This window comes from Azospirillum sp. TSH20 (genome assembly GCF_003115935.1).
Classification (GTDB): domain Bacteria; phylum Pseudomonadota; class Alphaproteobacteria; order Azospirillales; family Azospirillaceae; genus Azospirillum.
Genome location: NZ_LGQU01000020.1, coordinates 1 through 24,963, shown reverse-complemented (window position 1 = coordinate 24,963; position 24,963 = coordinate 1). Strand labels below are relative to the sequence as shown.

Sequence of the window (24,963 nt, the reverse complement as noted above, 5' to 3'; positions counted from 1 at the left end):
CCAATCCTGGCGGGCTTGGCCGCCCTCCTGCTGTCGGGCATCGCCCTGCCGGCCCCGGCGGCCGAATCCTGGGGCCTGGAGGATTTGTTCGCCGGCTTCGCCAAAATCCCCAGCTCCAATGCCCGCTTCACCGAAACGCGCGAGATCGGCATGCTGACTGCCCCGCTGGAAAGCAGAGGCACGCTCAGCTACCGCCGTCCGGATTTCCTGGAAAAGCGCACCCTGCAGCCCCAGCCGGAAGGCCTGCGGCTGGAGGGCGACCGACTGACCCTGACACAGGCGGACGGGGCGTCCCGCACGCTGTCGGTCTCGGCCATGCCAGAAATCCAGACCTATGTGGAGAGCATCCGCGCCACCCTGCGCGGCGACGTTCCCTCCATCATGCGCTTTTACGAAGTGGCCCTGGAAGGCGCGCCGCAGGACTGGCGCATGCAGCTGACCCCCCGGGCGGAGGAGGCGCGCAAGATCGTCCAGCGCATCGTCATCGCCGGCGGCGACACGACGATCCGCCGGATCGAGGTCCTCCAGGCCGACGGCGACCGCTCCGTCATGACCATCCAGCCGGATCCGGCATGACCGCAGCGGTGCGACGGGGCGGATGGGCGATCGCGCTGTGGCTGGCCGGGCTGATCGCCTGCGGCCTGCTGGTGGAGCGCACGCCGGTCACCGCCGACCTGTCCGCCTTCCTGCCGCGCTCCCCCTCCGCCACCCAGCAGTTGCTGGTCGACCAGCTGCGCGACGGCGTCGTCTCCCGCCTGATCCTGATCGCCATCGAAGGCGACGAGCCGGATCACCTGACCGGGGTCAGCCGCGACCTCGCCGCCCGTCTGCGCGGCAACCCGCTGATCGCCGCCGTGGAGAATGGCGAGCGGACCGGACGCGGTGCCGACGGCGCCTATCTCTGGACCAACCGCTATCTGCTCAGTCCCGGCGTCACCGCCGACCGCTTCACCGTCGACGGTCTGCACGATGCCCTGCAGAACGACCTGCGCCTTCTGCAATCGCCCGCCGGCATGGCGCTGAAGCAGGCTCTCCCGGCTGACCCCACCGCCGAGATCCTTCGCCTGACCGACCGGATGCTGGGTGATTCTGCCGGCCCCGCCAGCCGTGACGGCGTGTGGGTGTCGTCCGACGGGGCGCGGGCGCTGCTGCTGGTGCAGACCACCGCCCCCGGCTTCGACATGGATGCCCAGCAGAAGACGCTCGACCTGATCCGCGGCGCCTTCGACAAGGCAGGGGCGGCGACCGGCCCCGCCCGGCTGGTGATGACCGGACCGGCTGTCTTCTCCGTCCAGACCCGAGACCGGATCGAGGCGGACGCCACCCGATCCTCCATCATCGCCACGCTGCTGGTGGCCGGCGTCCTTCTGCTGGTCTACCGATCTATTCGCGCATTGGCCCTGTCGCTGCTTCCGGCGGCGACCGGTGCGCTGGCCGGGGTCGCGGCGGTCGGACTGGGCTTCGGCACGGTGCATGGCATCACGCTGGGCTTCGGCGTCACCCTGCTGGGCGAGAGCGTCGATTACGCCATCTACCTGTTCACCCAGACCCAGCCGGGCAGTCCGGCGCGCCGCACCCTTCTCCGCATCTGGCCGACATTGCTGCTGGGGGTTGCGACCTCCGTCGTCGGCTTCGGCACGATGCTGTTCTCCAGTTTCAGCGGCTTGGCGCAGCTCGGCCTCTTCTCGATCACCGGGCTGGTGGTGGCATTGGCGGTTACCCGCTGGGTGCTGCCGGTCCTGCTGCCACAGGACTACTCCACCGAACGCCCGGCAAGGCTGGCTCCGCTGCTGACCGCCCTGACCCGTGCCGCCCCGGCCTTGCGCCTGCCGCTGGCCGCCGTGACGCTGCTGTCTCTGGCATGGCTGGCCTATCAGGGCCCGACCGTCTGGTCGGCGGAACTGTCCAGCCTCAGCCCGATCTCTGAAGCCGACCAACGGCTTGACGAAACGCTGCGCCGCGACCTCGGCGCCCCCGACGCCGGCCATCTGCTGGTCACCAGCGCGCCGACGGTGGACGAGGCGCTGGCCGCCGCCGAACGCCTGTCCGCCCCGCTGGAGGCACTGGCCCGCGACCATCTTACCGCCGGCTACGACTCCCCCGCCCTCGTCCTTCCGAGTCAGGCGACCCAACGCGCCCGCCAAGCCGCCCTGCCGCTGCCCGACCAACTGCGCGCCACCCTGACCCAAGCCCTGCAAGGTCTGCCCTTCCGCCCCGATACCTTTGCGCCCTTCCTGGCTGACGCCGAAAAGGCGCGGACCCAACCGCTGTTGACCCAGGCCAGCCTGGACGGCACCAGCCTCAAGCTGAAATTCGACTCCCTGTTGGTCCGCACCGGCACCGGCTGGACCGCCATGCTGCCCCTGCGCGGCGTCACCGACCCGCAGGCGCTCAGCATCCGGCTGGCCGGTGACCCGGCGGCGAAGGGCGCCGTCCTGATGAACCTGAAGGACGAATCCGACAGCCTCTACCGCACCTATAGGCAGGAGGCGCTGACGCTGGCCGTCCTCGGAGCCATTGCCATCACGGTGCTGCTGGCCGCGGCCCTGCGGTCCGTCCGCTCGCTGGTCGCGGCGGTGATGCCGCTGGCCGCGGCGGTGGTCATCACCATGGCGCTGCTGACCGCGCTGGGTCAGACGTTGACGATCTTCCATCTGGTGGGCCTGCTGCTGGTGGTCGGTGTCGGCTCCAACTATTCCCTGCTGTTCGAGCGGCCGGAGCCGTCCGTCGCCTTGCGCGAGCGCACCGTCGCCTCCGTCGCCATCGCCAACCTCTGCACCGTCATCGGCTTCGGCACGCTGGCTTTCTCCGCCATCCCCGTGCTGCATGGCATCGGCATGACGGTGGCCGTCGGCGCCTTCCTCAGCCTCGCCTTCGCCGCGGTGCTGAGCCGGCAGCAGCCCGCCGGAGCGGAGGCCCCAAGCCATGGCTGAGCTTCGTTGGACCCCATCGCCGCTGCTGCACGCTTCGGCCGCCCTGCACGTCGCCGCCCTGGCCGGTGTGGCGGCTTTGCCCGCGGCATGGCCCTGGGCGCTGGGGGCGGTGGCCGGCAACCATGCCCTGCTTGGCGCCATCGGGCTCTGGCCGCGCAGCAGCCTGCTCGGACCCAACCTGCGACGCCTGCCGGCGGCCAATGCGCAGCGGGGCGAAGTCGGCCTCTGCTTCGACGACGGCCCCGATCCGGAGGTGACCCCCGCCGTCCTCGACCAACTCGACCGCGCGAATGCCAAGGCAAGCTTCTTCTGCATCGCCGACCGTGCCGCCCGCCACCCCGCCCTGATCGACGCCATCGTCCGCCGCGGCCACACGGTGGAAAACCACAGCTGGCACCATTCCCACCGCTTCGCCGCCATGGGCATCGGCGCCATCCGCCGCGAGGTTGGGGAGGCGCAACGTATCCTGACCGACCTTGCCGGCCGGCCGCCGCGCTTCTTCAAGCCGCCGGCCGGCCTGCGCAATCCCCTGCTCGACCCCGTGCTCGCCGGCTTCGGCCTGCGTCTGGCGACCTGGACGCGGCGCGGCTTCGACGCGGTGCGGCGCGACCCGGCGGGGGTGGAACGGCGCCTCGTCCGCGATCTCGCCCCCGGTGACCTGTTGATGCTGCATGACGGCTCCGCCGCCCGCGACGGCAATGGCGATGGTGGCGGCCGGCCGGTGGTGCTGACGGTGCTGCCGCGCCTGCTCGACACATTGGCCGCCCGCGGGCTGACGGCCGTTTCGCTGGAGGTGGTGGCCGATGACTGACGCCGTCTTCCGCGATCTGGTCGCCGCCGCCGCGCGGCCCTATCGCCGCTGCGGTCGCTACGCCTGGCATTTCGCCAAGGGCAAGCTGGCCGGCGATCCCGTCTTTCGCCACCTGCTGAGCCAGCCCCTGCTGCCCGCCCATGGCCGGCTGCTCGACCTCGGCTGCGGCCAAGGGGTTCTGCCGGCATTGCTGCGCGCGGCGACGGAGCGGTACGCAGCCGGTGACTGGCCGGCCGACTGGCCCGCTCCTCCTGCCGCCCTCGCCACGCGGGGTGTCGAACTGTCGCCCAGGCGGGTGCGGATCGCCCAATCGGCGTTGGGCGCCGACGCGGTCGTCCAGGGCGATGTCCGCAACGCCGACCTGCCGCCATGCGACGCCATCGTCATCCTCGACGTGCTGCTCTACCTCAGCCGGAGCGAACAGGCGGCAATGCTCGCCCGCTGTGCCGACGCGCTGCCGCCCGGCGGACTGCTGCTGCTGCGGGAGGCGGATGCCGACGGCGGCCTGCCCTTCCAAATCACCCGCTGGGCGGAGCAGATCGCCTGCGCCGCCCGTGGCCGCTGGCGCCAACCCCTGACCTACCGCCCGGCGGCGGAGTGGTCCGCCCTGCTTGCCGACCTGGGCTTCGCCACGGAGGCTCTGCCGATGAGCCAGGGCACACCATTCGCCAACACCTTGTTCATAGGCCGCCGAAGCAACGATTCAGTCCAAATTTGTCCTTCCGGGCATGAATTTTCCAATGCTAGCATTTCACTGGAAATGAAACCGCAATCCGCCGCTCTACCCGCCCAACGATCATAAGAATTTCATCGTGCATCCACTTTCCCTAAGCCATATGAGCATCGTCAGCAGCCTTGGGGCCGGCCAGGATGCAACCCTGGATGCTCTGCGCAGCGGCCGGGGCGGCCTGAAACCTTGCAGCTTCGAAACGGTCACGCTCGACACGCACATCGGCGAGGTGGCGGGGGTGGACGATATACGCCTGCCGCCGGAGCTTGCCGGCTATGACTGCCGCAACAACCGGCTGGCCGAAATGGCGCTGCACCAGGACGGCTTCGCCGAAGCGGTCGCCGCGGCCCGTGAGCGGCACGGCGCCGACCGGATCGGGGTATTCCTCGGCACCAGCACGTCGGGCATCCTGTCGGCCGAACTGGCCTTCCGGGCGCGCGATCCGCAGACGGGAGCCCTGCCCGCCGCCTTCAGCTTCGCCACCACCCACAGCACCGGCTCGCTCGCCGACTTCGTCCGCTGCCGCCTGGGCCTGGAGGGGCCGGCCTTCGTCGTCTCCTCCGCTTGCGCCACGACCTCGAAGGTCTTCGCCAACGCCGCCCGCATGATCGCCACCGGCCTGTGCGACGCCGCGGTGGTCGGCGGGGCCGACAGCCTGTGCCTGACGACGCTCTACGGATTTCATTCGCTGGAGCTGGTCTCTCACACCCCCTGCCGGCCCTTCGACGCGGAGCGCAGCGGCGTCTCGCTCGGCGAGGGCGCCGGCTTCGCCCTGCTGGAGCGCACGGCTCCCAAGCCGGCCCCCGGCACCATCCACCTGCTGGGTGCCGGCGAGAGCAACGACGCGCACCACATGTCGACCCCGCATCCGGAAGGGCTGGGCGCCCGGCTGGCGATGGAGCGGGCGCTGGCCAGCGCCGGCCTGCGTCCGGAGGATATCGACTACGTCAACCTGCACGGCACCGCCACCACCTATGGCGACGCGGCGGAGGATCAGGCCATCACCGGCCTGCTCGGCACCCGCATCCCGGTCAGTTCCACCAAGGGCTACACCGGCCACACGCTGGGCGCCGCCGGCATCGTCGAGGCGATCATCAGCGTTCTGGCGCTGCGCACCGGCCTGATCCCCGGAAGCCCGCAGACCCGTACCCTCGACCCCGCCCTGCGCAGCCGCTACCTGCAAGCCAACGAAAACGGACGGCTGGACCGGGTGATGACCAACTCCTTCGGCTTCGGGGGCAGCAACAGCAGCCTGATCTTCGGGTGGGCGGCCTGATGCGGGCCTATGTCGAGGGCATCGGCCTGCTCGGCCCCGGTCTTCCGGGCTGGGCGGAGTCGCGCGCCATCCTGGCCGGTGACAGCCCCTATGTCGCGACACCGGCCGTGCTGACCGCCAGTCCGCTGCTGCCGCCGGCCGAACGGCGCCGCAGCGTGCCCACCGTCAAGCTTGCCATGGCGGTGGGAGCGGAGGCGCTGGAGCAGGCCGGCCGCGACCCGGCAACCGTCGCCACCGTCTTCACCTCCTCCAGCGGCGATCCCGATACGCTGCACCAGATCCTGGAAACGCTGGCGACGGAGGAGCGCGACATCTCGCCGACCCGCTTCCACAACTCCGTCCACAACGCGCCGGCCGGCTATTGGAGCATCGCCACCCGCTGCCGCGAGCCCTCCACCAGCCTGTCGGCCCATGACGAGAGCTTCCAGACCGGCCTGCTGGAGGCGGCGGCGGAGGTTTCGGCCGATGGCTGGACCGTCGGGCTGATCGCCTACGACTTGCCCTATCCGGAGCCGTTGAACAAGGTCCGTCCCATTGCCGGCATCTTCGGCACCGCCCTGGTGCTAACCCCCCAGCCGACCGACCGTTGCCTCGCCCGCATCGACATCGACCTGTCGCGCCGGGACGAGCCGGTCAGCCGCATGGCCGAGGTCGGGCTGGAAGCCCTGCGCACCGGCAACCCGACCGGCCGCGCCCTGCCGCTGCTGGCGGCGCTGGCACGGGTCGTCGCGGGCGGCGCTCCGGAAACGGTGGTGCTCGACCTGCCGCCGGGCAGCCGGCTGGTGGTGCGGGTCGGCGCGCCATGCTGATGACGCACGATGAGATTGCCGCCCTGATCCCGCACGCCGGCACCATGTGCCTGCTGAATGGCGTGCTGTCCTGGGACCGCAGCCGCATCCGCTGCATCGCCCGCAGCCATCGTGATCCGGCCAACCCCTTGCGCCATGCGGGACGGCTCGCCGCGCTGTGCGGGGTCGAATATGCGTCCCAGGCGATGGCGGTGCATGGCGGGCTGACGGCCGGCGGCGAGCGCCCCGCCGCCGGCTACCTCGCCAGCCTGCGCGACCTCACCTGCCATGTCGCCCGGCTCGACGACATCACGGAGGATCTGGTCATCGACGCCGAAAACCTGACCGGCGAAGGCAGCCGCGTGATCTACGCCTTCACCCTGTCGGCCGGCGACCACGAACTGCTGAGCGGCCGGGCGGCGGTGGTGATCGACGCGGGCGGCGCGGATATGGGGGGATCATGAAACGCGCACTTGTCACCGGCGGCAGCGGCGCCCTGGGTGCCGCCATCAGCAAGGCACTGGCCGCCGACGGCCACCATGTGCTGGTCCACGCCAACGGCTCCCCTGCCCGCGCCGAAGCGCTGGCGGCGGAGATCACGGCATCCGGCGGATCGGCGGAAGCAATCGCCTTCGACGTCACGGATGCGGAGGCCACCGCCGCCGCCCTGGAACAGGTGCTGGAGTCAGGCCCGATCCAAATCCTGGTCAACAATGCCGGTATCCACGACGACGCGGTGATGCCGGCGATGCGGCGGGAGCAGTGGGGCCGCGTCATCGACGTATCGCTGAACGGCTTCTTCAACGTGACGCAGCCGCTGCTGATGCCGATGATCGGCACACGCTGGGGCCGGATCGTCAATGTGTCGTCGGTGGCGGCCGTCACCGGCAACCGCGGCCAGACCAACTACGCCGCCGCCAAGGCCGGGCTGCATGGCGCCACCAAGTCGCTGGCGCTGGAGTTGGCCCCACGCGGCATCACCGTCAACGCGGTGGCGCCGGGCATCATCGCCTCGCCGATGGCCGACGCCGCCTTCGACGCCGAGACGGTCAAGCGGATGGTGCCGATGAAGCGTGCCGGGCGGCCGGAGGAGGTGGCCGACCTCGTCGCCTTCCTGGCCTCCGACCGCGCCGCCTACATTTCCGGCCAGATCGTCTCGATCAACGGAGGAATGATCTGAGCGGCCGGGAGCGCACCCGCCGAACCGCCAGCATCGGCAGCCGGCCGATGAAACCCAGCATCAGCCGCGTGTGCATCCAGGTCAGCAGGGCGTTGTCCCGGACATAGTTGAAGTGGGACACCCCGCCCTCCTCCGCCTTGAAATAGCGGACCGGGGCCGGGACGTTGATGGTCGGCAGGCCGGCCCAGCACAGCCGCACCGCCGCCTCCGGATCGAAGTCGAAGCGTCGCATCCACGGATTGCGCCGCATAACCGCGCGCAGCGGCTTGATCGGATAGACGCGGAAGCCGAACAGCGAATCGCCGATCCCACCCCACAGCGTCTCCAGATTGGCCCACCAGTTGGAGATTTTGCGCCCGCCCACCCGCAGCCGCGGCGCGCCGGCATCGAACACCGGCTTTCCCAGCACCAGCGCGTCGGGATTGGCCATCGACACCCCCTGGAACTGCGGAATGCGGTCGGCCGGATGCTGGCCGTCGGCGTCCATGGTCAGCGCGTGGGTGAAGCCGCAGCGCTCCGCCTCCTCCAGCCCATGCAGGACGGCGGCCCCCTTGCCGCGGTTTGCCGGCAGTTCCAGAACGCGCAGATGCGGATCCCCGGCGGCAATCGCCCGCAGTTCCGCCGCCGTTCCGTCGGTGCTGCCGTCGATGACGACCCAGACCGGTGCCCAATGCGCGCGGGCATCCCGCACCGTCTCGAACAGCTTCGGCCCGGTGTTGTAGCTGGGGATCAGGACCAGATGACTGGATGAGGCGTCGGGTATCACAGCTCTGTCCTGTAGTGGCGTTCCAGATCCTCGACCAACCCGCGCACCTCGGCCGGAGGGTCGAATCGGCGGCCGAGGCGGACGGTGTAGACCAGCGGGAATTCCGGCTTGCGGAACAGCGGCCAGCCCTTGCCGAGGAAATTGCTGTTGGCGTCGATGAAGACGGTCTGCACCGGCGCCCCCGCCGTCTTGGCGATCAGCGCGAAGCCGCCCTTCAGCGGGTTGACCGGCCCCCGCTCCGTCCGGGTGCCTTCGGGGAAGATCAGCAGTTGTTGGCCCGCCCGCACCCGCTGCGCCGCCATCTTGACCAGCGAGTTCGGCGCGTCGTTGCGGATATAGCCGGCCATCCGCGCTCCGCCGCCGAAGAGAAGGTTGTCGTAAACCGGGGCCTTGGCGATGCACACCACGTCCGGCAAGCGCGAAATCAGCAGCACGGCATCCAGAATCGACGGATGGTTCGGGCAGATCAGCAGGCCGCCGTCACCCTTCAGCGAATCCAGCGCCGACAGGTCGGTCCTCAGCACCCCACAGGCCCGCAGCGTTCCGAGATAGAGGCGAAATCCCGTCTTGATCGCCTGCCGTCCGAGCGGCCCGGCGATCCGGCGCGGCAGAAGCGGACCGATCAGCGCCGCCGTCAGGCTCCAGGCCAGCGACATCAGGCCGAACAGGAACAGCAGGACATAGAAGAGGGGATACTCCCAAGCCCGCCGGACCGTGCCGAGAAAGCCTAGACCGCGTCGCCCACGGGGGTGCGCACGTTCTGCCGCCGTTTCCGCCATGCCATGTAGTTCCTTTTGAAGTCCAGCAGGGCGTTCATGTAGTAGATCGCCTTGAATATCTTCAGCCGCGTCTTGATCGGCGACGGGCGGAAAACGTCGCCGGCCAGAAGCGACAGCAGCGCCTCCTCCACCCGGAAGACGTTGCGCGGTCCCATGAACAGGTTGCGCAGCGCCGGCGTCGTCACCCGGTAGATGTACCAGGAGAAGGTGCCGATGCCCTGGCGCACCGTCCGCTCGAAACGCTTCAGCACCTGTTCCTGTCGCGCCGGCTCGCGCAGGCAGGCATCGACCGCCTCGGCCCCTTCGAAGGCGCTGGTCATCGCCAGATAGACGCCGGTGGAGAACACCGGGTCGATGAAGGCGAAGGCGTCGCCCAGCATGACGTAACCCGGCCCCGACATGCGGTCCGCCTGGTAGGAGAAGTTGCCCGTCCCCGTCACCGGGCCGGTCAGTTCCGCCCCCTCCAGCCGCTCCGCCAGCGCCGGGCAGAGCGCCACGGTATCGAGGAAGAAGCGGGTCTGGTCGGTCTTGCGCGTCTTGAAGTAATAGGGCCAGCAGACCGCACCGACGCTGGTGGTGCCGTCCGCCAGCGGGATGAACCAGAACCAGCCATGGTCGAACCAGAAGACGGTGATGTTGCCTTCCGCCTTGCCCGGCAGCCGTTTGGCGCCGGTGAAATGGCCGAACATCGCCGCGCTGTTGTGCTTGACGTTGCGCCGCTTGATGCCGAAGCGCGACGCCAGAAGCGTGTCGCGGCCGGACGCATCGACCAGGAAGCGGGTGCGCAGGGTGCGGACCGTGCCGTCCTCCTGCCGCGCTGTGACGATGGTTCCCTCGCTGCCCTGGATGTCGACGTCCGTCACCTTGCAGCCCTCGACGACGGTGGCGCCCTTGGCGGCGGCGTTGCGGATCAGGATGTGGTCGAATTCCGACCGCCGGACCTGAAAGGCATAGGGCTTGGTCTTGTCCCAGGCGTTGGCAAAGTCGAAGGTGACCGCCCTGCCGTGATAGGGCGACACGAATTCCGCCCCATATTTCAGCATGCCGACCCGCTCCACCTCCTCCAGCACGCCCAACCGCTCCAGCAGGGGCAGGTTGCAGGGAAGCAGGGATTCGCCGATGTGGAAGCGCGGGTGATGGTCCTTTTCCAGCAGCGTCACCCGATGGCCCTTCCCGGCCAGCAGCGCCGCAGCGGTCGACCCGGCAGGCCCGCCGCCCACCACAAGGACATCGCAATCGTAGTTGGAACCGTTCGACACCATGGGCTTTGCCGCTCTCCGCTTGTCCCGCATTGGGGTGTTCGAGGTGGATACCCGTTTCTGGCTCCGCGACCGGCTGCTCTTGCCGAAATTTACCGCACCCCGTCACGCGCAATCCAGGGACAAAACCCCGACACTGCCCTTTATCCGGGGCCTAACCAGAAGGATATATCCACTCGCTACCGGTATCAGCATTCTCTGTGCCAGTAACTCTCCGCAGAAATGTTTCAGCACGATTTCATCCGTGCCGGACACTGCTGGCAGATTTCCGCCAATGCACTTGAGACTTCGCAACTGGCTTGAGTGATTACCCATTTGGTGACATGCAAACCCACTTGCCTGCCGGGTTCCGCGCCCACAAGATACCCACGGCTTGAAGCCGAACAGCTCAACCGGGGATGCGTGGTGCGTGTGTTGCCAACGACGTTTGCCGTTGCCGCCTGCGCCGCGAAGGAGACACCGCCGTGCCGACCGAACCCTCCCCCCGCGTCGACACCGGCGTCGAACCGCACCCGGTGCTGGACACCTATTACGGCGACAAGGCGCAACGGCAGCATTTCGTCCGCGGCCTGTTCAACCGCACCGCCCACCACTACGACCGCATCAACGCGATCTTCGCGCTGGGCTCCGGCTCCTGGTACCGGGCGCAATGCCTGCGGCGGGCGGGCTTGCGGCCGGGCATGCGGGTGCTGGACGTCGCCATCGGCACCGGTCTGGTCGCGCGGGAGGCGGTGGCGCTCTGCGGCAATCCCCACGACGTCATCGGGTTGGACCTCAGCGAAGCGATGCTGGCGGAGGCGCGGCGCAGCCTGCCCATCCCGCTGATCCAGGGCGTGGCCGATGCGCTGCCGCTGGCCGACGCCAGCGTCGATCTGGTCACCATCGGCTACGCGTTGCGCCATGTCGGCGACCTGACCGCCACCTTCCGCGAGTTCCGCCGCGTGCTGCGCCCCGGCGGCACCGTGCTGGTGATGGAGATCGGCCGCCCGCGCCGCCCGGTCACCCGGCACCTGATGAACGCCTATCTCGGCATGGTGGTGCCGGCGGTCTCACGCCTCAGCGGCGGCGGCGAGAGTGGGCGGACGCTGATGCGCTATTACTGGGAAACCATCGACCGTTGCGTGGAGCCGGAGGTCATCACCGCTGCGATGGAGGCGGCCGGGCTGGCGCAGGTGCGGTGCGACACCGATTACGACCTGTTCAAGAACTACAGCGGCAAGCGGCAGGTCGATGCCGCGGCGTAACATTGGCGCGGCCGGCAGGCTGCCTGTTGTTACTACCACTCTCAGGCGTTCCTCATCCGCCTTTGCCAATGCTGGCAACCGGTTATCGCCCTCATAGTCGCCACTACATGGCCACGGCCGGAACAGAACCAATAGGAAAAGACATGGTGGGGAAAACGACTTGGGCGGCATTGTCCGCGGTGGCGCTGCTGATCGGCTGCGCCGGGCAGCAGCAGGGCACGGCCAGCAGCAACGGAACGGCGACGACCGCCTCCGCCGCGCCGTCGACGCCGGACGCGCGGATGGTGAAGTCGCGCGACGGCCGGTACGAGGGCGAGGTGATCGGCACTCCCGCCCCCGGCAGCCGCTTCGCCAAGCTGCAGATCGGCATGACGATGGAGGAGGTCTCCACCCTGATCGGCGCGCCCGACAACATGATCAGGCACGAGACCGGCAAGCGCTGGATCCCGTTCTATTTCGGCAACGACGCCCAGCGGCTGCAGGTCATCTACCGCAATGAAGGTTGCCTGACCTATACCGGCGGCAACGTCTTCGGCGGCGGCGGATCGGAGCTGATCCGCATCACCGTCGCGCCGAAGGGCGGCTGCCTGGACACCTGACAGGAAAGGCGCGGCTTTTCAAAAGCCGCGCCTTTTCGAAACATCGCCGCAACCCGCCCGGTCAGGCATTGGTCAGCAGACGCTTCTTCTCGATTGCCACCTGCTCCGTCCTTGCGGTCGCGATCACCGCCTTCTGGAGCTTCTCGAAGGCACGCACCTCCAACTGCCGCACACGCTCGCGCGAGACGTGGAAGGTCTGGCTCAGCTCCTCCAGCGTCAGCGGCTCGTCACGCAGGCGGCGGGCCACCAGAATCTGGCGCTCGCGGTCGTCCAGCACGCCCAACCCCAGCTTCAGGAACTGCTGGCGCCGGCGGCGCTCCTCGGAATCGGCAAGCGTCGTCTCCTGGTCCGGCCGCTCGTCGGCCAGCAGGTCCTGCCACTCGGCATCGCCCTCTTCCGACAGGCCGACGTTCAGCGAGCGGTCGTTGCCCAGGCGGCGGTTCATCTCCACCACCTCGGCCTTCGACACGTTCAGTTCGGTCGCGATGCTCTCCACCGCTTCCGGCGACAGATCGCCGCTCTCCAGTTCCTGCATCCGCGCCTTCAGGCGGCGCAGACTGAAGAACAGCTTCTTCTGCCCGGCGGTGGTGCCGATCTTCACCAGCGACCAGTTGTGCAGGACATATTCCTGGATCGCCGCACGCACCCACCAGGAGGCGTAGGTGGCGAAGCGGAAGCCCTTGGCGGGATCGAACTTCTGCGCCGCCTGCATCACGCCGACGTTGCCCTCCGCCACCAGATCGGCCAGCGGCAGGCCATAGCCGAGATAGCCGCGGGCCATCTTGACGACCAGACGCAGATGGCTGCCGATCAGCTTGTCGAGCGCGGCCGGGTCCTGATGGTCGTGCCAGCGAACGGCCAGATCGAGTTCCTGTTCCGGAGTCAGGTACTGATACTTGCGGGCATCCTGGAGATAGAGCTGCATCGGTTCCGCAGTACGGGGTTCGGAAATACGGGTTTCTGCGGTGCGGGTTGGGGCGGTATCGGATTGAGCGGTGCGGGTTTCAGCGTTGCGCTGCATGGTGTCTCTTTTTCTCCCAGCCGACAGGAGCGGCGCCGTGGGCGAAGGCCCCGGCGTTGTTCGGGTCGGTCCTGTTGAAGGTCGGATTTTTGGTTCGTTGCGTTGCCGGCATTCGACGCTGCCGGACGGCGTGCACCGGGCCTCGGTGCGGGAGCGGGCAAACAGGGGTCCTCTCCAGCCCCGCGGGCAGCGCCGCGCCGGGGAAGGTGGCGCCGCAGCCAGCAAGCCGCAGGGCCGGAGAGGAGCGGCAGGGCCAGGCGGTCAGCGCGGCCGAACCAGGGAATTGCAAACGGTCATATGGGCGAAAGCCCTTCTGTCGGGGTCGGCGCCATCAACGGCGCAACGAACACTATATAGGAATTTTGACAACGCATTAAAGGGGCGCCCAGGCGAATTTTCCTGGCACCCTGACTGATATTTGGTTCCCGCTTCGATTTCCAGGAACGCCGCCAGAGATGGGACGGCCTTTGCCTGCTTTCAACCCCCTTCATCCCGCCATCGAACATCTTTCGAATTTCTATGCAACTTCGCAAGATCATCGGCCAATCGATACCAATATCATACAAAACATCCAGAGCACAAAAACTGCTTAGAAAGTCTAAGCACTGTCTTTCGTTGAATCAGCCGTGGTATTTTTCGGATGTCACTTGCAGTCCTACCTCTTCTGCGCTTACCGTCGGTCAGTTTCCAGCATCCACCGACCCGAGGTTTGAGCCGACATGCTTGAAGACATCGTCATCGACACTCCTGTCGACCGGCCGCACTCTTCCGGCCAGACCGCAAGTCAGACCGCCGGCCGTGCGTCGTCCCAGCCTCTGCGCGTCGCGGTGCTGTGGAAGACGCCGAATCTCGGCCTCTATTCGAACGCCGCCTTCGACGATCTGTACAACGGCATCGGGCACAACAACGGCAACCTCGCCTTCGTGCATTCGATCTGCAGCCACATCGCCAACCCGGTGAAGCATTTCAGCTGGGGCTCTTCGGCCGAGACGCTGCGGAACAACGCCGACATCATCGTCATTCCCTGCGCCAACCAGCTGGGCCGCCACACCGACTACGGCCAGATGGCGGAGAATCTGGAGAAGTCCGGACTGCCCATCGTCGCCATCGGCCTCGGCGCCCAGGCGAACAGCTACGACCACGACATCGAACTCAGCCCCGGCACGCTGCGGTGGGCGCAGGTGATCGCGGCCTCGAACCCGGCTTCCGCGACCTCGCCCAACATCTACACCCGCGGTGCCTACACCACGGCGCAGCTGGACAAGCTGGGCATCACCGGTTCGCTGCCCGGCGGCTGCCCGTCGCATTTCCTCAACCAGGCGCCAGGGCTGGGCCGGAAGATCCACGCCAACTGGTCGGCGCTCGACCTGCCGCGCTCGATCACGGTGGCCGGCGGCCATCAGGCCTGGGTCAAGACGCGGGAGATCGAGCACCAGCTGATCGCCCTGATGATGGATCCCATCGCGCCCGGCCAGTACATCGTGCAGTCGATGGGCGAGATGATCCGCGCCTCGCGCGGGCTGTTCGACGGAATTGACCCGCATGCGCTGAAGGAAATCCACCGCCACACCGTGCCGCACTACTCCTTCGAGGAGTTCAAGGTCTGGTGCCGCAACTACATGCGTTCCTACTATGACGTGCCGGCCTGGATGGACACTCTGCGCCAGCAGGATTTGACCATCGGCTGCCGCTACCACGGCGTCGCGCTGGCGATCCAGGCGGAGCGGATGGGCCTGACGGTCACCATCGATTCCCGCACGCGCGAGCTGTGCGAGAACACCGGCGTCCCCTATGCCGACGCGGCCGACCTCACGATGCCGCTGACCCGCAGCCGCTTGAAGTCGCTCATCAACTTCGACCCCGACGCCTATGACCGCCATCGGGCGGAGTCGGCCGCCCGCTACTTGGACTTCCTGGTCGCCAACCGGCTGCAGCCGGCGCCCTTCCTGAAGTCCATCGCAAACGGCAAGTGACGGGACGAGTGGTGGCAGCCATGCTCAACCGAACCGCGGCATTCGTGCTGGCGCTGGGCATGGTCGCCGCCCCCGCCCACGCGCTGACGATCAAAAGGACGGGGGAACCGGAAACGGTGACCTCCTGGCAGCGCGACGCCTGCGCCCAAAGCGACGCGCCGGACACCCCGGCGCGCGCCTTCCGCGACGCGGGCGGCACGGTCCATCTGATCGCCTCGCATTCCACCGCACGGGCGCTGACCGGCCCGTCGCTGGACGCCGTGCGGCCGAATTGCGCGGTGATCTTCCAGGGCCACGGCCAGGACGATCCGCGCCTGCATGACGACCGCAGCTGGATTTCGTCCTTCTACACGCCCGACGGCACCACCGTCTTCGCCCTGGTCAGCAACGAGTTCCACGCCCAGAAGCGTCCTGCGCTCTGCCCGTCCGGCGAATACATGCGCTGCTGGCGCAACAGCATCACGTCGGCGGTCTCCAGCGATGGCGGGGCGAGCTTCCGGCTGAGCGCGCCGCCGCCCAACCACACCGTCGCGACGCTGCCCTACCCCTATGCCGGCGACGTCGGCCAGCGCACCGGCTATTTCGCGCCCAGCAACATCGTCCGCAACGGCGACCACTGGTACGCCTTCCTATGGGCCGAGCGGTTCGGGGCGCAGCAGCGCGGCGCCTGCCTGATGCGGACCGACAATCTCGCCGATCCGCAGTCCTGGCGCGGCTGGGACGGCAAATCCTTCTCCGTCCGTTTCGTCCGTGATGACCAAGCCAAGGATGCTCCGGAAGCCCATCTCTGCGCCCCGGTCGCCCCCGATGCCCTGCAAGGCACCGTGCGCAGCATCGTTCGGCACCGGGCGAGCGGCCTGTTCATCGCCACGCTGGCCATGACCCGCGACGGCCGCACTGGCATCTGGACCACGACCTCGCCGGATCTGGTGAGCTGGTCGAAGCCGGAGCTTCTGTGGGCGGCCCCGCTGCTGTTCCGCTACGGCTGCGGCGACATGGCGGCCTTCGACTACCCCGCCCTGCTCGATCCCGGCAGCCAGGGCCGCAATTTCGACGATGTCGGCAAGACCGCCTACGTCTACATGACGCGGCTGAACCTGGACAAATGCAAGATCACCTGGAACCGCGACCTCGTCCGCATGCGGGTGGACATCGACGGCAGCTGACCGGAAATAGCGGTCAGGGCGGCTTGTTCCAGGGCGGCGGCGACAGCCTCTCCGCGATCCAATCAGCAAAGGCACGGGTCTTGCCGGCGGTGAATCGGCCCGACGGGCGGACCAGATGGATGGCAGCTTCCCCGCCGCCGCCCCTGCCGGCGTCGCTGCCGACTTCCCAATCCGGCAGCACGCGGACCAAACGCCCGCCGGCCAATTCCCGCCCGATCAGCCATTCCGAACACACCAGCAGCCCTTTTCCGGCCACCGCGGCATGGACGAGGCTGTCGACATTGTCGGTCAGCAGCGGCCCGGACAGCCGCACCCGCACCCGCTCGCGCCCCCGGCTGAAATGCCAATCCGACGGTGAGTCGAACAGCGCGAACGGCAGCGCGTCATGGCCGGCGAGTTCGGCCGGCTCCTGCGGGACCCCCCTTGCGGCGAGATAGGATGGCGCGGCGCAGACCAGCCGCCGTTCCGCCCCCAGCCGGCGGGCCACCAGCGAACTGTCGGGCAGCCGGCCAATGCGGATGGCAAGGTCGAATCCCTCCCCCACCAGATCGACGAAACGGTCGCTGTAGAAGGCTTCGATCCGCACGCGCGGAAAGGCGGTGAGGAAGTCGGGCAGAAGCGGCGCCACCCACAGCCGACCGAACGCCTCCGGCAGTGACAGCCGCAGCGTACCCTGTGGAACGGCCCCGGCATCGGCAGCCTCGCGCTCCGCATCGGCCAGCAGGGTCAAGGCCATGCGCGCCCGGTCGGCGAAGCGGCGGCCGGCCTCGGTCGGCGTCACCCGCCGGGTCGTGCGCTCCAGCAGTCGGACGCCCAGCCGCCGTTCCAGCGCCGACACCCGGCGCGACAGCACGGAGGCGTCTCGGTTCAGCACCCGCGCCGCCGGCGCAAAGCCCCCGGTGTCGAGAACCGCCAGAAAGGCGGCCACCTCCTCCAGTCCCTGATCGCTCAATTCGTGCATGATATGCAGCAATATCATGCAGAGACACCAGATTAAAGGCCCAAGCGCAACGGGATAGCCTCCTGTCACACATCACAGCAAGCAAGGATCCTTCCCGATGCGCGCCTATCAGCTTGAAGCCCCCCGTCTCGACGCCCTCCGCATCGCCGAACTGCCGCGCCCCACTCCGGGTGCGGGCGAGGTGCTGGTCCGCCTGCACGCCGCCAGCCTGAACTATGTCGATCTGGCGGTGGCGACCGACGCCTTCCCCGTGCCGTCGCTTCCGCTCATCCCCGTCGCCGACGGTGCGGGGGAGGTGGCGGAGATCGGTCCCGGCGTGACCGGATTGGCGGAAGGCGACCGGGTCATCCCGCATTTCCTGCCCGACTGGCAGGCCGGCGCGCTGCCGCCGGTCGCCGGACGGCGGATGCGCGGCATCACCATGCCTGGTTCGCTCGCCGATTACGCGGTGGTCCCCGCCGCCAGCCTCCTGCCGATGCCCGGCCATTTGTCCTTCACCGAGGCGGCGACCCTGCCGATCGCCGCGACCACGGCATGGCGGGCGATCCGCACCGGCGCGGTGCGTCCGGGAAGCACCGTCCTTCTGCTCGGCACCGGCGGCGTCAGCCTGTTCGCCCTGCAATTCGCCAAGGCGTCGGGTGCCCGCGTCATCATCACCTCCTCCTCCGACGCGAAGCTGGAGCGGGCGAAGGCGCTGGGTGCCGACGAGACCATCAACTACAGGACGACGCCCGACTGGGACGCGCGGGTCTTGGAATTGACCGGCGGGGCCGGCGTCGATCTGGTGGTGGAGACCGGCGGCGCCCAGACCTTCGCCCGGTCCTTGAACGCCGCGGCGGAGGAGGGCACGGTCTTCGTCGTCGGCTTCCTCAGCGGCGCCGACCTCCAGGCCTCGCTGTTCCCGATCATCATGAAGATGCTGAAGGTGGTCGGCAGCAACACCGGATCGGTGGCCGACCTGCGCGAAGCCGTCCGCGCCATCGACGCCGGCCAAATCCACCCGGTGGTCGACCGCGTCCATGACTTCGAGGATGCGGCCGGCGCCTATGCGACCCTGTCGCGCGGCAGCCATTTCGGCAAGATCGCCATCGCGCTGGGAACTGGCGGCTGAGCGGTCGCCTCCCTTGGGCCGGCGGATTCCGTCTGCCGGCACAAAGTCATTGCGGAGCACCGGCACAAGACCGATGTCTCGGTGAACACACCGGATGAGGAGCGGCAGCATGCCGGACGGGGATCCTTTCGACCTCCAGCGCTTCGCCAAGGCGCAGGATCCGGTCTTCGCGACCGTGCTCGACGAATTGCGGGCCGGCCATAAGCGGAGCCACTGGATGTGGTTTATCTTCCCGCAGCTGCGCGACCTCGGCCGCTCCGCCACCGCGCAGTTCTACGGCATTGCCTCGCTCGATGAGGCGCGGGCCTATCTGGCGCACCCGATCCTCGGCCCACGGCTGGTGCAGGCGACGGAAACGGTGCTGGCGGTGCAGGGGCGGACGCTTCATGAGATCTTCGGTTCGCCGGACGACCTGAAGTTCCGCTCCTCCATGACCCTGTTCGCCCGGGCTGCGGCAGAGGACGGCGACCTCTACCGCAAGGCCCTGGACCGCCACTGCGGCGGCCAACCGGACGAGGCGACGCTGAAGCTGCTGGGCTGACCGCCTTCAGGCCAACAGTTCGCCCAACTCCAGCCCGCGCTCCCGCCCCAGGCTGTCCAGCATCGCCAGCGTGGCGCCGTCCAGCGGGATGCCGTCGGCCAGTCGCTGGCGGCGGGTGCGGCTTTCCGGCTCGCCCGGCATCTGGATCGCATCCGCCCCCGGTGCCGTGGGCGTGTCGCGGACATAGGCGACCAGATCGTCGAGATCCGCCGCCCATTGGACGTTGCCGCCGCGCGCCGGGTCGAAGACGATGGCGAACATGTTGTTCATCACCCGGCCGGAGTTCTGGTGCGACGGCGTGCCCGGCATCGCCGAGGCCAGCGCACCGGCCAGCACGTCGCACATCAGCGCCAGCCCGAAACCCTTGTGCCCGCCAAGCGGCAGCAGCGCGCCCGACGGGTCCTGGAACATCACGCCGGGGTCCTGTGTGGGTTCCCCCTGCGGGTCGAGCAGCAGGCCGGGCGCCATCTCCTGCCCCTTGCCCATGGCGACCCGACATTTGCCGACGGCGACGGCGCTGGTGGCGAAATCCAGCACCAGGGCCGGGGTCGAACCCGTACCCGGAACGGCGATGCAGATCGGGTTGGTGCCCAGCCGCGGCCGGGTGCCGTCATGCGGCGCCACCGCCGGGCGGGTGACGACGTTAACGAAGGCCAGCGCCACCAGCCCGGCGTCGCTGCACTGTTCGCCATAGGAGCCGACGCGGCCGATATGGTGACTGTCGCGCAGGGACAGCACCGCCAGACCGTCCCGCCGCGCCTGTTCGATGGCGAGGTCCATCGCCTCGCGCGCGATCACCTGTCCATAGCCGCTGCCGCCGCCGACCGCCAGGAAGGGACCGGACCGGCCGATCACCGCCGCATGCCGGTTGGGTCGCAGCAACCCGGCGGCGATCGCCGGCATATACATCGCCAGCATGCCGACACCGTGGCTGTCATGCCCGCGCAGGTTCGCTTCCACCAGATGGTCGGCGACGACGGCCGCCTCCTCCGCCTCGCTGCCCGCCGCCCGCAGCAGGCGCCGAACGGCCTCCGCCAACCGGTCCGCCCGCACCGGCCGCAGTCCGGTGCCATAGACGCCGGCGTTGAAGGACGCCGCCGCGGCGAAGGGATCCTTTTGTGTCTCTGTCATCCTGTACCTTCCCGTTCGATGGCCCCTATTTGGTTGCCGGTCCCCGGACGGGGCAAGGGCTGAATCGCGGCCGGAAAGAAAGCGGGGCGGACCCCGGCGGCCTGAACCGCCGGGCATCCGCCCCCTGCCGCCACCCGATCAGGTAGGCCGATCAGGCCGCATTGACCTCCGACACGAAGCGCTGAACTTCGTCCTTCAGCCGCTCCGACTGCTGCGACACGCTCTCCACGCTGGTGGAGACCAGGCGCATCCGTTCGCTGGTGGTGGTCATGGTGGAGGACAGCGACCCGACGCTGCTGGTGACGCGGCGGGAATTGTCGGCGGCGGTGCGGGCGTTGGCGAAGATCTGGTGGGTCGCCGCCTCCTGCTGCTGCACCGCCGACGCCACTTCGCCGTTCAGCGCGCTGAGGTTGGTGATCAGGCCGGCGATGCTTTCGATCGCGCTGATGGCGTTCGCGGTGGCCCCGCGGATTGCGCCGACCTGCGACTGGATGTCCTCGGTCGCCTTCGCCGTTTGGGTGGCCAGGCTCTTCACCTCGCTCGCCACGACCGCGAAGCCCTTGCCGGCTTCGCCGGCGCGCGCCGCCTCGATGGTGGCGTTCAGCGCCAGCAGGTTGGTCTGGCCGGCGATGGAGTTGATCAGTTCCACCACCGCGCCGATCTGCTCGGCGGCGGAGGCAAGGCCGGTGACGATGCCGGTGGTGTTGGCGGTTTCCGTCACCGCGCGGGATGCGGTCTGGGCGGCGCTTTCCACCTGCCGGCTGATCGCGGCAATGGAACCGCGCAACTCCTCGCTGGCCTGGGCGGCGGATTCGACGCTGTCGGACGCGCCTTGCGCAGCGCCGGCGGCGGCATGGGCCTCCTCGGTGGTGCTGGCGGCGTCGCTGGTCAGGGCGGCGGTGCGTTCGTGCAGGGCCACGGTGGTGGTGCTGAGCGTCGCCACCACCTCGTCCATCGCGCGGGCGAACTCGGCGGCCCGGGCGGACAGGCGCTCGCGCTGGAGATCGCGGGCGGCACGTTCCAGCTCGCCGCGCTGGCTCTCGTCGCGGGCACCCTGGAGGGTGGTGGCGAGGCCGGCGACGGCACGGGCCATGTCGCCGATCTCGTCGGGGCGGTCGGCATGGGGCACGGCGACGGTCAGGTCACCGCCGCCGATGCGGCCCAGCACGTCACGGATCGCCAGCAGCGGACGCGACATCCCACGCGAGACCCAGATGCCGATACCGACGCTGATCGCCAGCAGCAGCAGAGAGACTCCAAATTCGCGCCAGACACGGGCACGGAATTCCGCATCGACGTCGTCGGTATAGACGCCGGTGCCGATCATCCACTGCCAGGGCTGATAGCCGGCGGCATAGGCGATCTTCGGGGTCGGCTCGGCATCGTCGCTGCGCTTGTGGCGGAAGGCGACGAAGCCGCCGCCCGACTTGGCCGCGTCGGTCATCAACACGTTGAAGGGAACACCATCGGGGTCCTTCAGGTTCAGCAGGTTCTTGCCCTCCACCTGCGGACGCAGGCCATGAACCAGGCTGACGCCCGCATAGTCGTAGACGAAGAAATACTCGCCATTGCCGTAGCGCATGGCGCGCACGGCGCTGCGGGCACGTTCCTGCGCCTCATCGCGCGTCAGCTTCCCGGACTTCTCCTGCTCGCCATACAGCGCGATGACGGAGGCGGCGGCATCGACCATCTCCTTGACCTTGGACTTGCGCTGCTCGATCAGGTTCGTGCGCGTTCCCGTCAGATGAACGGTGGCGCCGGCAAGCGTGCTGAGCAGCGCCACACCGAACACCAGCAGCATGAGCCGCGTACCAATCTTGAGCTTCATCGCCCTTCTCCTCACTCCTGATCCACGCGGCATCGCGCGGCATTCACGCATCGATTTTTCGATTGATCGTCAGACCGGCTCGAAGGTCAGGCCGGGCAGCAGGCCCCGGCTCTTGCCTCCAGCGGTCTCTCCACCGGGTCGCAACGCCACCAACCCGGGCCGCCCGGCGGGGCGGACAGGCGGGTGAAGGCCATGACCTCGCAATTCCCCAGCTCCACCCCCGGCCGGCCGGCGAGGCGGTGCAGCAGGATGCGGCCGATTCCCTTGCTGCCGACCAGAAGCGGCCGGCGCGCCAGCAGGCCGGCGGGCCCGTTGGCGAGTTCATCGACGCCGTCCAGGACGCGCGCGGCGAAGGCGCCTTCGCTCTCCCCTCCCGGCGGCGTCTCTCCGGCGGCGAACCAGGGGCGGGTCAGGTCGATCGCCAGACCGTTCCATTCGCCCAGGCTGCGCTCCCGCAGCCAGTCGCGCCGGAGCAGCGGGACGCCCAGCGTTTCGGCGAACACCGCACCCGTGACGGCAGTGCGTTGCAACGGCCCGACGATCACGAGGCCGCAGGGTCGTCCGGACTGGCGGAACCGCTCCGCCTCCCACCGGGCCTGTTCGATCCCGCGGTCGGTCAGCGGCACATCGCGGTCGCCGCCGCAACGGACGCCGCGCCGGTTGTCCTCGGTCTCGCCATGGCGGACGAAGTGGAAGCGGTCGGTCATCCCCGGCCCCCTCAGCGGAACAGGATGCGGGCAGCGCCCGCGCTCCAGCCGATAGTGCTTTCCTCCGGCAGGGAATGGGGCGCCGACATCCAGCGGTCCAGCGCATCGATGTGCAGCGGATCGCTCAAGGTCGGGGTATGGCCGACGTCCGGCACATGCAGGACGGTCACTCCCGGCTTGCCCGTCATCCGGGCGATGGTCGCCTCCTGCAGGGCGTCGCTCATCATGCCGTGCACCAGCAGCACCGGGCACTCGATGCGCTGCCAGTCGTCCCACTGGTCGTGGTCCCGGACGGCGCCGTCGCGGTAGCATTGCAGCGCGCGGATGTCATGGCGGTAGACCCGGCCGCCGTTCTCCTCCGACCAGCGGGTCTGGTGGAAGCTGTTGTGCAGCAGAACGGTGTCGTCCACCGGCCCGTCGTTCTTCTGGGCCGCTCCGGTGCGGTGGAAAAGCTGGGCCGGTTGGCGGAAGACATAATGGCGGGCGACGGATTCGGCACGGCGGCGGCGGCGCTCGGTCGGGATGAAGGGGCCGATGTCGTTCAGGATCAGGCGGTCGACCAGCTCCGGCGCCTCCGCCGCCACCCGCATCGCCACACTGCCGCCGAGCGAGGAGCCCAGCAGCGTGACCGGCCCCAGCTGCTTGTGCCGTATCAGCGCCAGGACCTGGGCGACGTTGCCGTCGAAGCTGTAGTCGGACTGGTCCGCCAGCCAGCCGCTGCGCCCGCGCCCCGCCCAATCGAGGCACAGCACATGGTAGTGGTGCGACATCGCGCGGGCGACATAGTCGAAACGCCGGGCCGAGTTGGCGATGCCGCCCAGGCACAGCAGCGCCGGCTTCTGCGGGCTACCCCATTCCGTGTAGGCAAGGCGGATGGTGTAGTCGGAGCGCAGCCGCTCCACCGTGCCGGACTGCAGCGCGGCGCTGTGGGTATAGTCGAAATGGCGCAACCTGTGGCCGGCGCCGACCAGCGGTTCGATCACCCGCATGATCGTTTCATAATCCTTCCAGCTCATCTCCTCGGCCGATCCGACGCCAAGCGCGTCCAGGGTGGCGCGCAGCGCCTCCATGGCGCGGTCGTGGCGGCCGTAGGCGGGAAGAGCCTCTCCGGCAAAGGAGGGGATGGGCATGGTCCGAAGGGGCTCCACGAGCATCTGGTCAGGCATGGGCGTCGAAGCCTCCGTGATCGATGGGTGTGGGGTCGATGGGTGTAAGGTCAACTTGCGCAAGGTCGACGTGTGCGAGGTCGACTTGCGGGGCAGGGCTACCGGCGAATTCATCGGACGGCCTCCCCCGCCGTCGGCGAGGTGGAAGGGGTCAGCAGGAAGACCGCGCAGAAGGCCGTGCCGCACAGCATGCCGAGCACGCCCAACGCCACCAGCGCCGCCTGAACCCCGAAGCGGTCGGCGAGTGCGGCGGCCAGCAGCGGACCGATCACCGAACCGCCACGCTCCAGCAGGCGATAGACCGCGAAGACGCTGGATTCGCCCATGCGGGCGCAGTCGGCGCGACAGATCTCCGGCACCAGGGCCAACTGGGTGGCATTGTTGAAGGCATGGGCGACGCCGAGCGCCGCGATGCCGATCAGGATCCCGGCGACGCCCTGCTCCTGCAGGATCGCCAGGGTGCCGGCCCCGCCGACCAGTCCGCCCAGACCGGCGAACAGGGCGTGGCGTCCGGTCCGGTCTGCCGCCCTCGATACCCAGGGGCCGAGCAGGACGATGATCAGCCCATAGGCCATCATCAGGCGGCCGATCCCGGCCGGCGTCTCTCCCGCCGCATGGAGGGAAACGGGGACGAGATAGAAGAGGTATCCGGTCAGCATCAGCTTCGTCGGCACCGACGAGAACAGCAGCAGCGCCAGGAATCGGGGATTGGCCAGCATCGCGACCGCATCGCCCATGCGGAAGGGACGCCGCGCGACCCGTTCCACCCGGTCGGCCGGAAGAAGCGTCACTGCCGCCGCCGCAGCCAGCGCCAGCAGTGCCGAGACCATGAAGGTGGCGCGGTAGCCGAACTGATCGGCCAGGATGCCGCCCAGCGGCGCACCGCACAGGCCGGCGACGATCACCGCGGCGACGAACTGCGCCATGCCGCGCGCCCGCCGGTCCGCCGGGGTATGGCGGGCGACGAAACCCCGCGCGCCGATGAACATCACC

Annotated in this window: 24 protein-coding genes; 14 read left to right on the top strand and 10 right to left on the bottom strand. The window is 68.8% G+C overall.

The window, feature by feature from the left end; translation table 11 throughout:
• The first annotated feature begins 15 nt into the window (after positions 1-15).
• Genes TSH20_RS05300 through fabG form a run of 8 tightly spaced genes read left to right on the top strand, consistent with a single transcriptional unit; the run spans position 16 to position 7,718 of the window.
• A complete protein-coding gene (locus tag TSH20_RS05300) occupies positions 16-576 on the top strand; it encodes an outer membrane lipoprotein carrier protein LolA (protein WP_109073759.1) in 561 nt (186 codons plus the stop codon).
• On the top strand, positions 573-2,933 hold the full coding sequence (locus TSH20_RS05295) for an MMPL family transporter (protein WP_109073758.1): 2,361 nt from the start codon (positions 573-575) through the stop codon (positions 2,931-2,933). The genes TSH20_RS05300 and TSH20_RS05295 overlap by 4 nt, the downstream gene beginning before the upstream one ends.
• A complete protein-coding gene (locus TSH20_RS05290) occupies positions 2,926-3,744 on the top strand; it encodes a polysaccharide deacetylase family protein (RefSeq protein ID WP_109073757.1) in 819 nt (272 codons plus the stop codon). Before TSH20_RS05295 ends, TSH20_RS05290 begins: the two co-directional genes overlap by 8 nt.
• On the top strand, positions 3,737-4,546 hold the full coding sequence (locus TSH20_RS05285) for a class I SAM-dependent methyltransferase (RefSeq protein ID WP_109073756.1): 810 nt from the start codon (positions 3,737-3,739) through the stop codon (positions 4,544-4,546). The genes TSH20_RS05290 and TSH20_RS05285 overlap by 8 nt, the downstream gene beginning before the upstream one ends.
• 10 nt (positions 4,547-4,556) lie before the next feature.
• Positions 4,557-5,750, top strand: a complete 1,194-nt coding sequence (locus tag TSH20_RS05280; RefSeq protein WP_109073755.1) for a beta-ketoacyl-[acyl-carrier-protein] synthase family protein — start codon at positions 4,557-4,559, stop codon at positions 5,748-5,750.
• The gene (locus TSH20_RS05275; protein WP_109073766.1) at positions 5,750-6,559 is read left to right on the top strand and encodes a beta-ketoacyl synthase chain length factor; all 810 of its coding nucleotides are present in this window, start codon (positions 5,750-5,752) and stop codon (positions 6,557-6,559) included. The genes TSH20_RS05280 and TSH20_RS05275 overlap by 1 nt, the downstream gene beginning before the upstream one ends.
• On the top strand, positions 6,553-7,002 hold the full coding sequence (locus tag TSH20_RS05270; protein ID WP_109073754.1) for a hydroxymyristoyl-ACP dehydratase: 450 nt from the start codon (positions 6,553-6,555) through the stop codon (positions 7,000-7,002). The genes TSH20_RS05275 and TSH20_RS05270 overlap by 7 nt, the downstream gene beginning before the upstream one ends.
• Complete coding sequence (fabG, locus tag TSH20_RS05265; protein WP_109073753.1) at positions 6,999-7,718, top strand: 3-oxoacyl-ACP reductase FabG; 720 nt, start codon at positions 6,999-7,001, stop codon at positions 7,716-7,718. The genes TSH20_RS05270 and fabG overlap by 4 nt, the downstream gene beginning before the upstream one ends.
• Here fabG and TSH20_RS05260 read toward each other — a convergent pair.
• From TSH20_RS05260 to TSH20_RS05250, 3 genes are read right to left on the bottom strand one after another with little or no spacing between them, the layout of a single operon-like run.
• A complete protein-coding gene (locus TSH20_RS05260) occupies positions 7,699-8,484 on the bottom strand; it encodes a glycosyltransferase family 2 protein (RefSeq protein ID WP_247871273.1) in 786 nt (261 codons plus the stop codon). The two genes, fabG and TSH20_RS05260, sit on opposite strands and share 20 nt — an antisense overlap.
• The gene (locus tag TSH20_RS05255; RefSeq protein WP_109073752.1) at positions 8,481-9,263 is read right to left on the bottom strand and encodes a lysophospholipid acyltransferase family protein; all 783 of its coding nucleotides are present in this window, start codon (positions 9,261-9,263) and stop codon (positions 8,481-8,483) included. The genes TSH20_RS05260 and TSH20_RS05255 overlap by 4 nt, the downstream gene beginning before the upstream one ends.
• The gene (locus tag TSH20_RS05250) at positions 9,212-10,525 is read right to left on the bottom strand and encodes an NAD(P)/FAD-dependent oxidoreductase (protein ID WP_109073751.1); all 1,314 of its coding nucleotides are present in this window, start codon (positions 10,523-10,525) and stop codon (positions 9,212-9,214) included. Before TSH20_RS05250 ends, TSH20_RS05255 begins: the two co-directional genes overlap by 52 nt.
• Before the next feature lie 461 nt (positions 10,526-10,986).
• Here TSH20_RS05250 and TSH20_RS05245 point away from each other — a divergent pair, with 461 nt between their 5' ends.
• Positions 10,987-11,766, top strand: a complete 780-nt coding sequence (locus TSH20_RS05245; protein WP_247871274.1) for a class I SAM-dependent methyltransferase — start codon at positions 10,987-10,989, stop codon at positions 11,764-11,766.
• 143 nt (positions 11,767-11,909) lie between these two features.
• On the top strand, positions 11,910-12,365 hold the full coding sequence (locus tag TSH20_RS05240) for a hypothetical protein (RefSeq protein ID WP_109073749.1): 456 nt from the start codon (positions 11,910-11,912) through the stop codon (positions 12,363-12,365).
• 61 nt (positions 12,366-12,426) lie between these two features.
• On the opposite strand, the gene rpoH is transcribed toward TSH20_RS05240, so the two are convergent.
• Complete coding sequence (gene rpoH / locus TSH20_RS05235; RefSeq protein WP_109073748.1) at positions 12,427-13,386, bottom strand: RNA polymerase sigma factor RpoH; 960 nt, start codon at positions 13,384-13,386, stop codon at positions 12,427-12,429.
• Positions 13,387-14,105: 719 nt separating this feature from the next.
• On the opposite strand from rpoH, the gene TSH20_RS05230 reads away from it, so the two are divergent.
• Both TSH20_RS05230 and TSH20_RS05225 read left to right on the top strand, forming a co-directional pair.
• A complete protein-coding gene (locus tag TSH20_RS05230) occupies positions 14,106-15,359 on the top strand; it encodes a polysaccharide pyruvyl transferase family protein (RefSeq protein WP_109073747.1) in 1,254 nt (417 codons plus the stop codon).
• A gap of 20 nt (positions 15,360-15,379) precedes the next feature.
• Entirely contained in the window at positions 15,380-16,525 is a 1,146-nt protein-coding gene (locus tag TSH20_RS05225) for a hypothetical protein (RefSeq protein ID WP_109073746.1), read from the top strand.
• A gap of 13 nt (positions 16,526-16,538) precedes the next feature.
• Here the strand turns inward: TSH20_RS05225 and TSH20_RS05220 are convergent, their stop codons facing one another.
• Positions 16,539-17,504, bottom strand: coding sequence for a LysR family transcriptional regulator (locus tag TSH20_RS05220; RefSeq protein ID WP_199231939.1), 966 nt, complete (start codon positions 17,502-17,504; stop codon positions 16,539-16,541).
• A 79-nt stretch (positions 17,505-17,583) separates the two neighbouring features.
• Here TSH20_RS05220 and TSH20_RS05215 point away from each other — a divergent pair, with 79 nt between their 5' ends.
• Both TSH20_RS05215 and TSH20_RS05210 read left to right on the top strand, forming a co-directional pair.
• Positions 17,584-18,597, top strand: coding sequence for an NAD(P)-dependent alcohol dehydrogenase (locus tag TSH20_RS05215; RefSeq protein WP_109073744.1), 1,014 nt, complete (start codon positions 17,584-17,586; stop codon positions 18,595-18,597).
• Between the two features lie 109 nt (positions 18,598-18,706).
• A complete protein-coding gene (locus TSH20_RS05210) occupies positions 18,707-19,138 on the top strand; it encodes a DUF1810 domain-containing protein (protein WP_109073743.1) in 432 nt (143 codons plus the stop codon).
• A 6-nt stretch (positions 19,139-19,144) separates the two neighbouring features.
• Here TSH20_RS05210 and TSH20_RS05205 read toward each other — a convergent pair whose 3' ends face one another.
• The 5 genes from TSH20_RS05205 to TSH20_RS05185 all read right to left on the bottom strand — a co-directional run.
• Positions 19,145-20,269 (bottom strand): malate/lactate/ureidoglycolate dehydrogenase, encoded by a 1,125-nt coding sequence (locus tag TSH20_RS05205; protein WP_109073742.1) that lies wholly within the window; start codon positions 20,267-20,269, stop codon positions 19,145-19,147.
• Positions 20,270-20,420: 151 nt separating this feature from the next.
• Positions 20,421-22,097, bottom strand: coding sequence for a methyl-accepting chemotaxis protein (locus tag TSH20_RS05200; RefSeq protein ID WP_109073741.1), 1,677 nt, complete (start codon positions 22,095-22,097; stop codon positions 20,421-20,423).
• 86 nt (positions 22,098-22,183) lie between these two features.
• Entirely contained in the window at positions 22,184-22,804 is a 621-nt protein-coding gene (locus TSH20_RS05195) for a histidine phosphatase family protein (RefSeq protein ID WP_109073740.1), read from the bottom strand.
• 11 nt (positions 22,805-22,815) lie between these two features.
• A complete protein-coding gene (locus TSH20_RS05190; RefSeq protein ID WP_247871276.1) occupies positions 22,816-23,934 on the bottom strand; it encodes an alpha/beta hydrolase in 1,119 nt (372 codons plus the stop codon).
• Positions 23,935-24,080: 146 nt separating this feature from the next.
• Positions 24,081-24,963: MFS transporter (locus tag TSH20_RS05185; RefSeq protein ID WP_146205374.1), on the bottom strand; the 883-nt coding region annotated here is incomplete at its 5' end.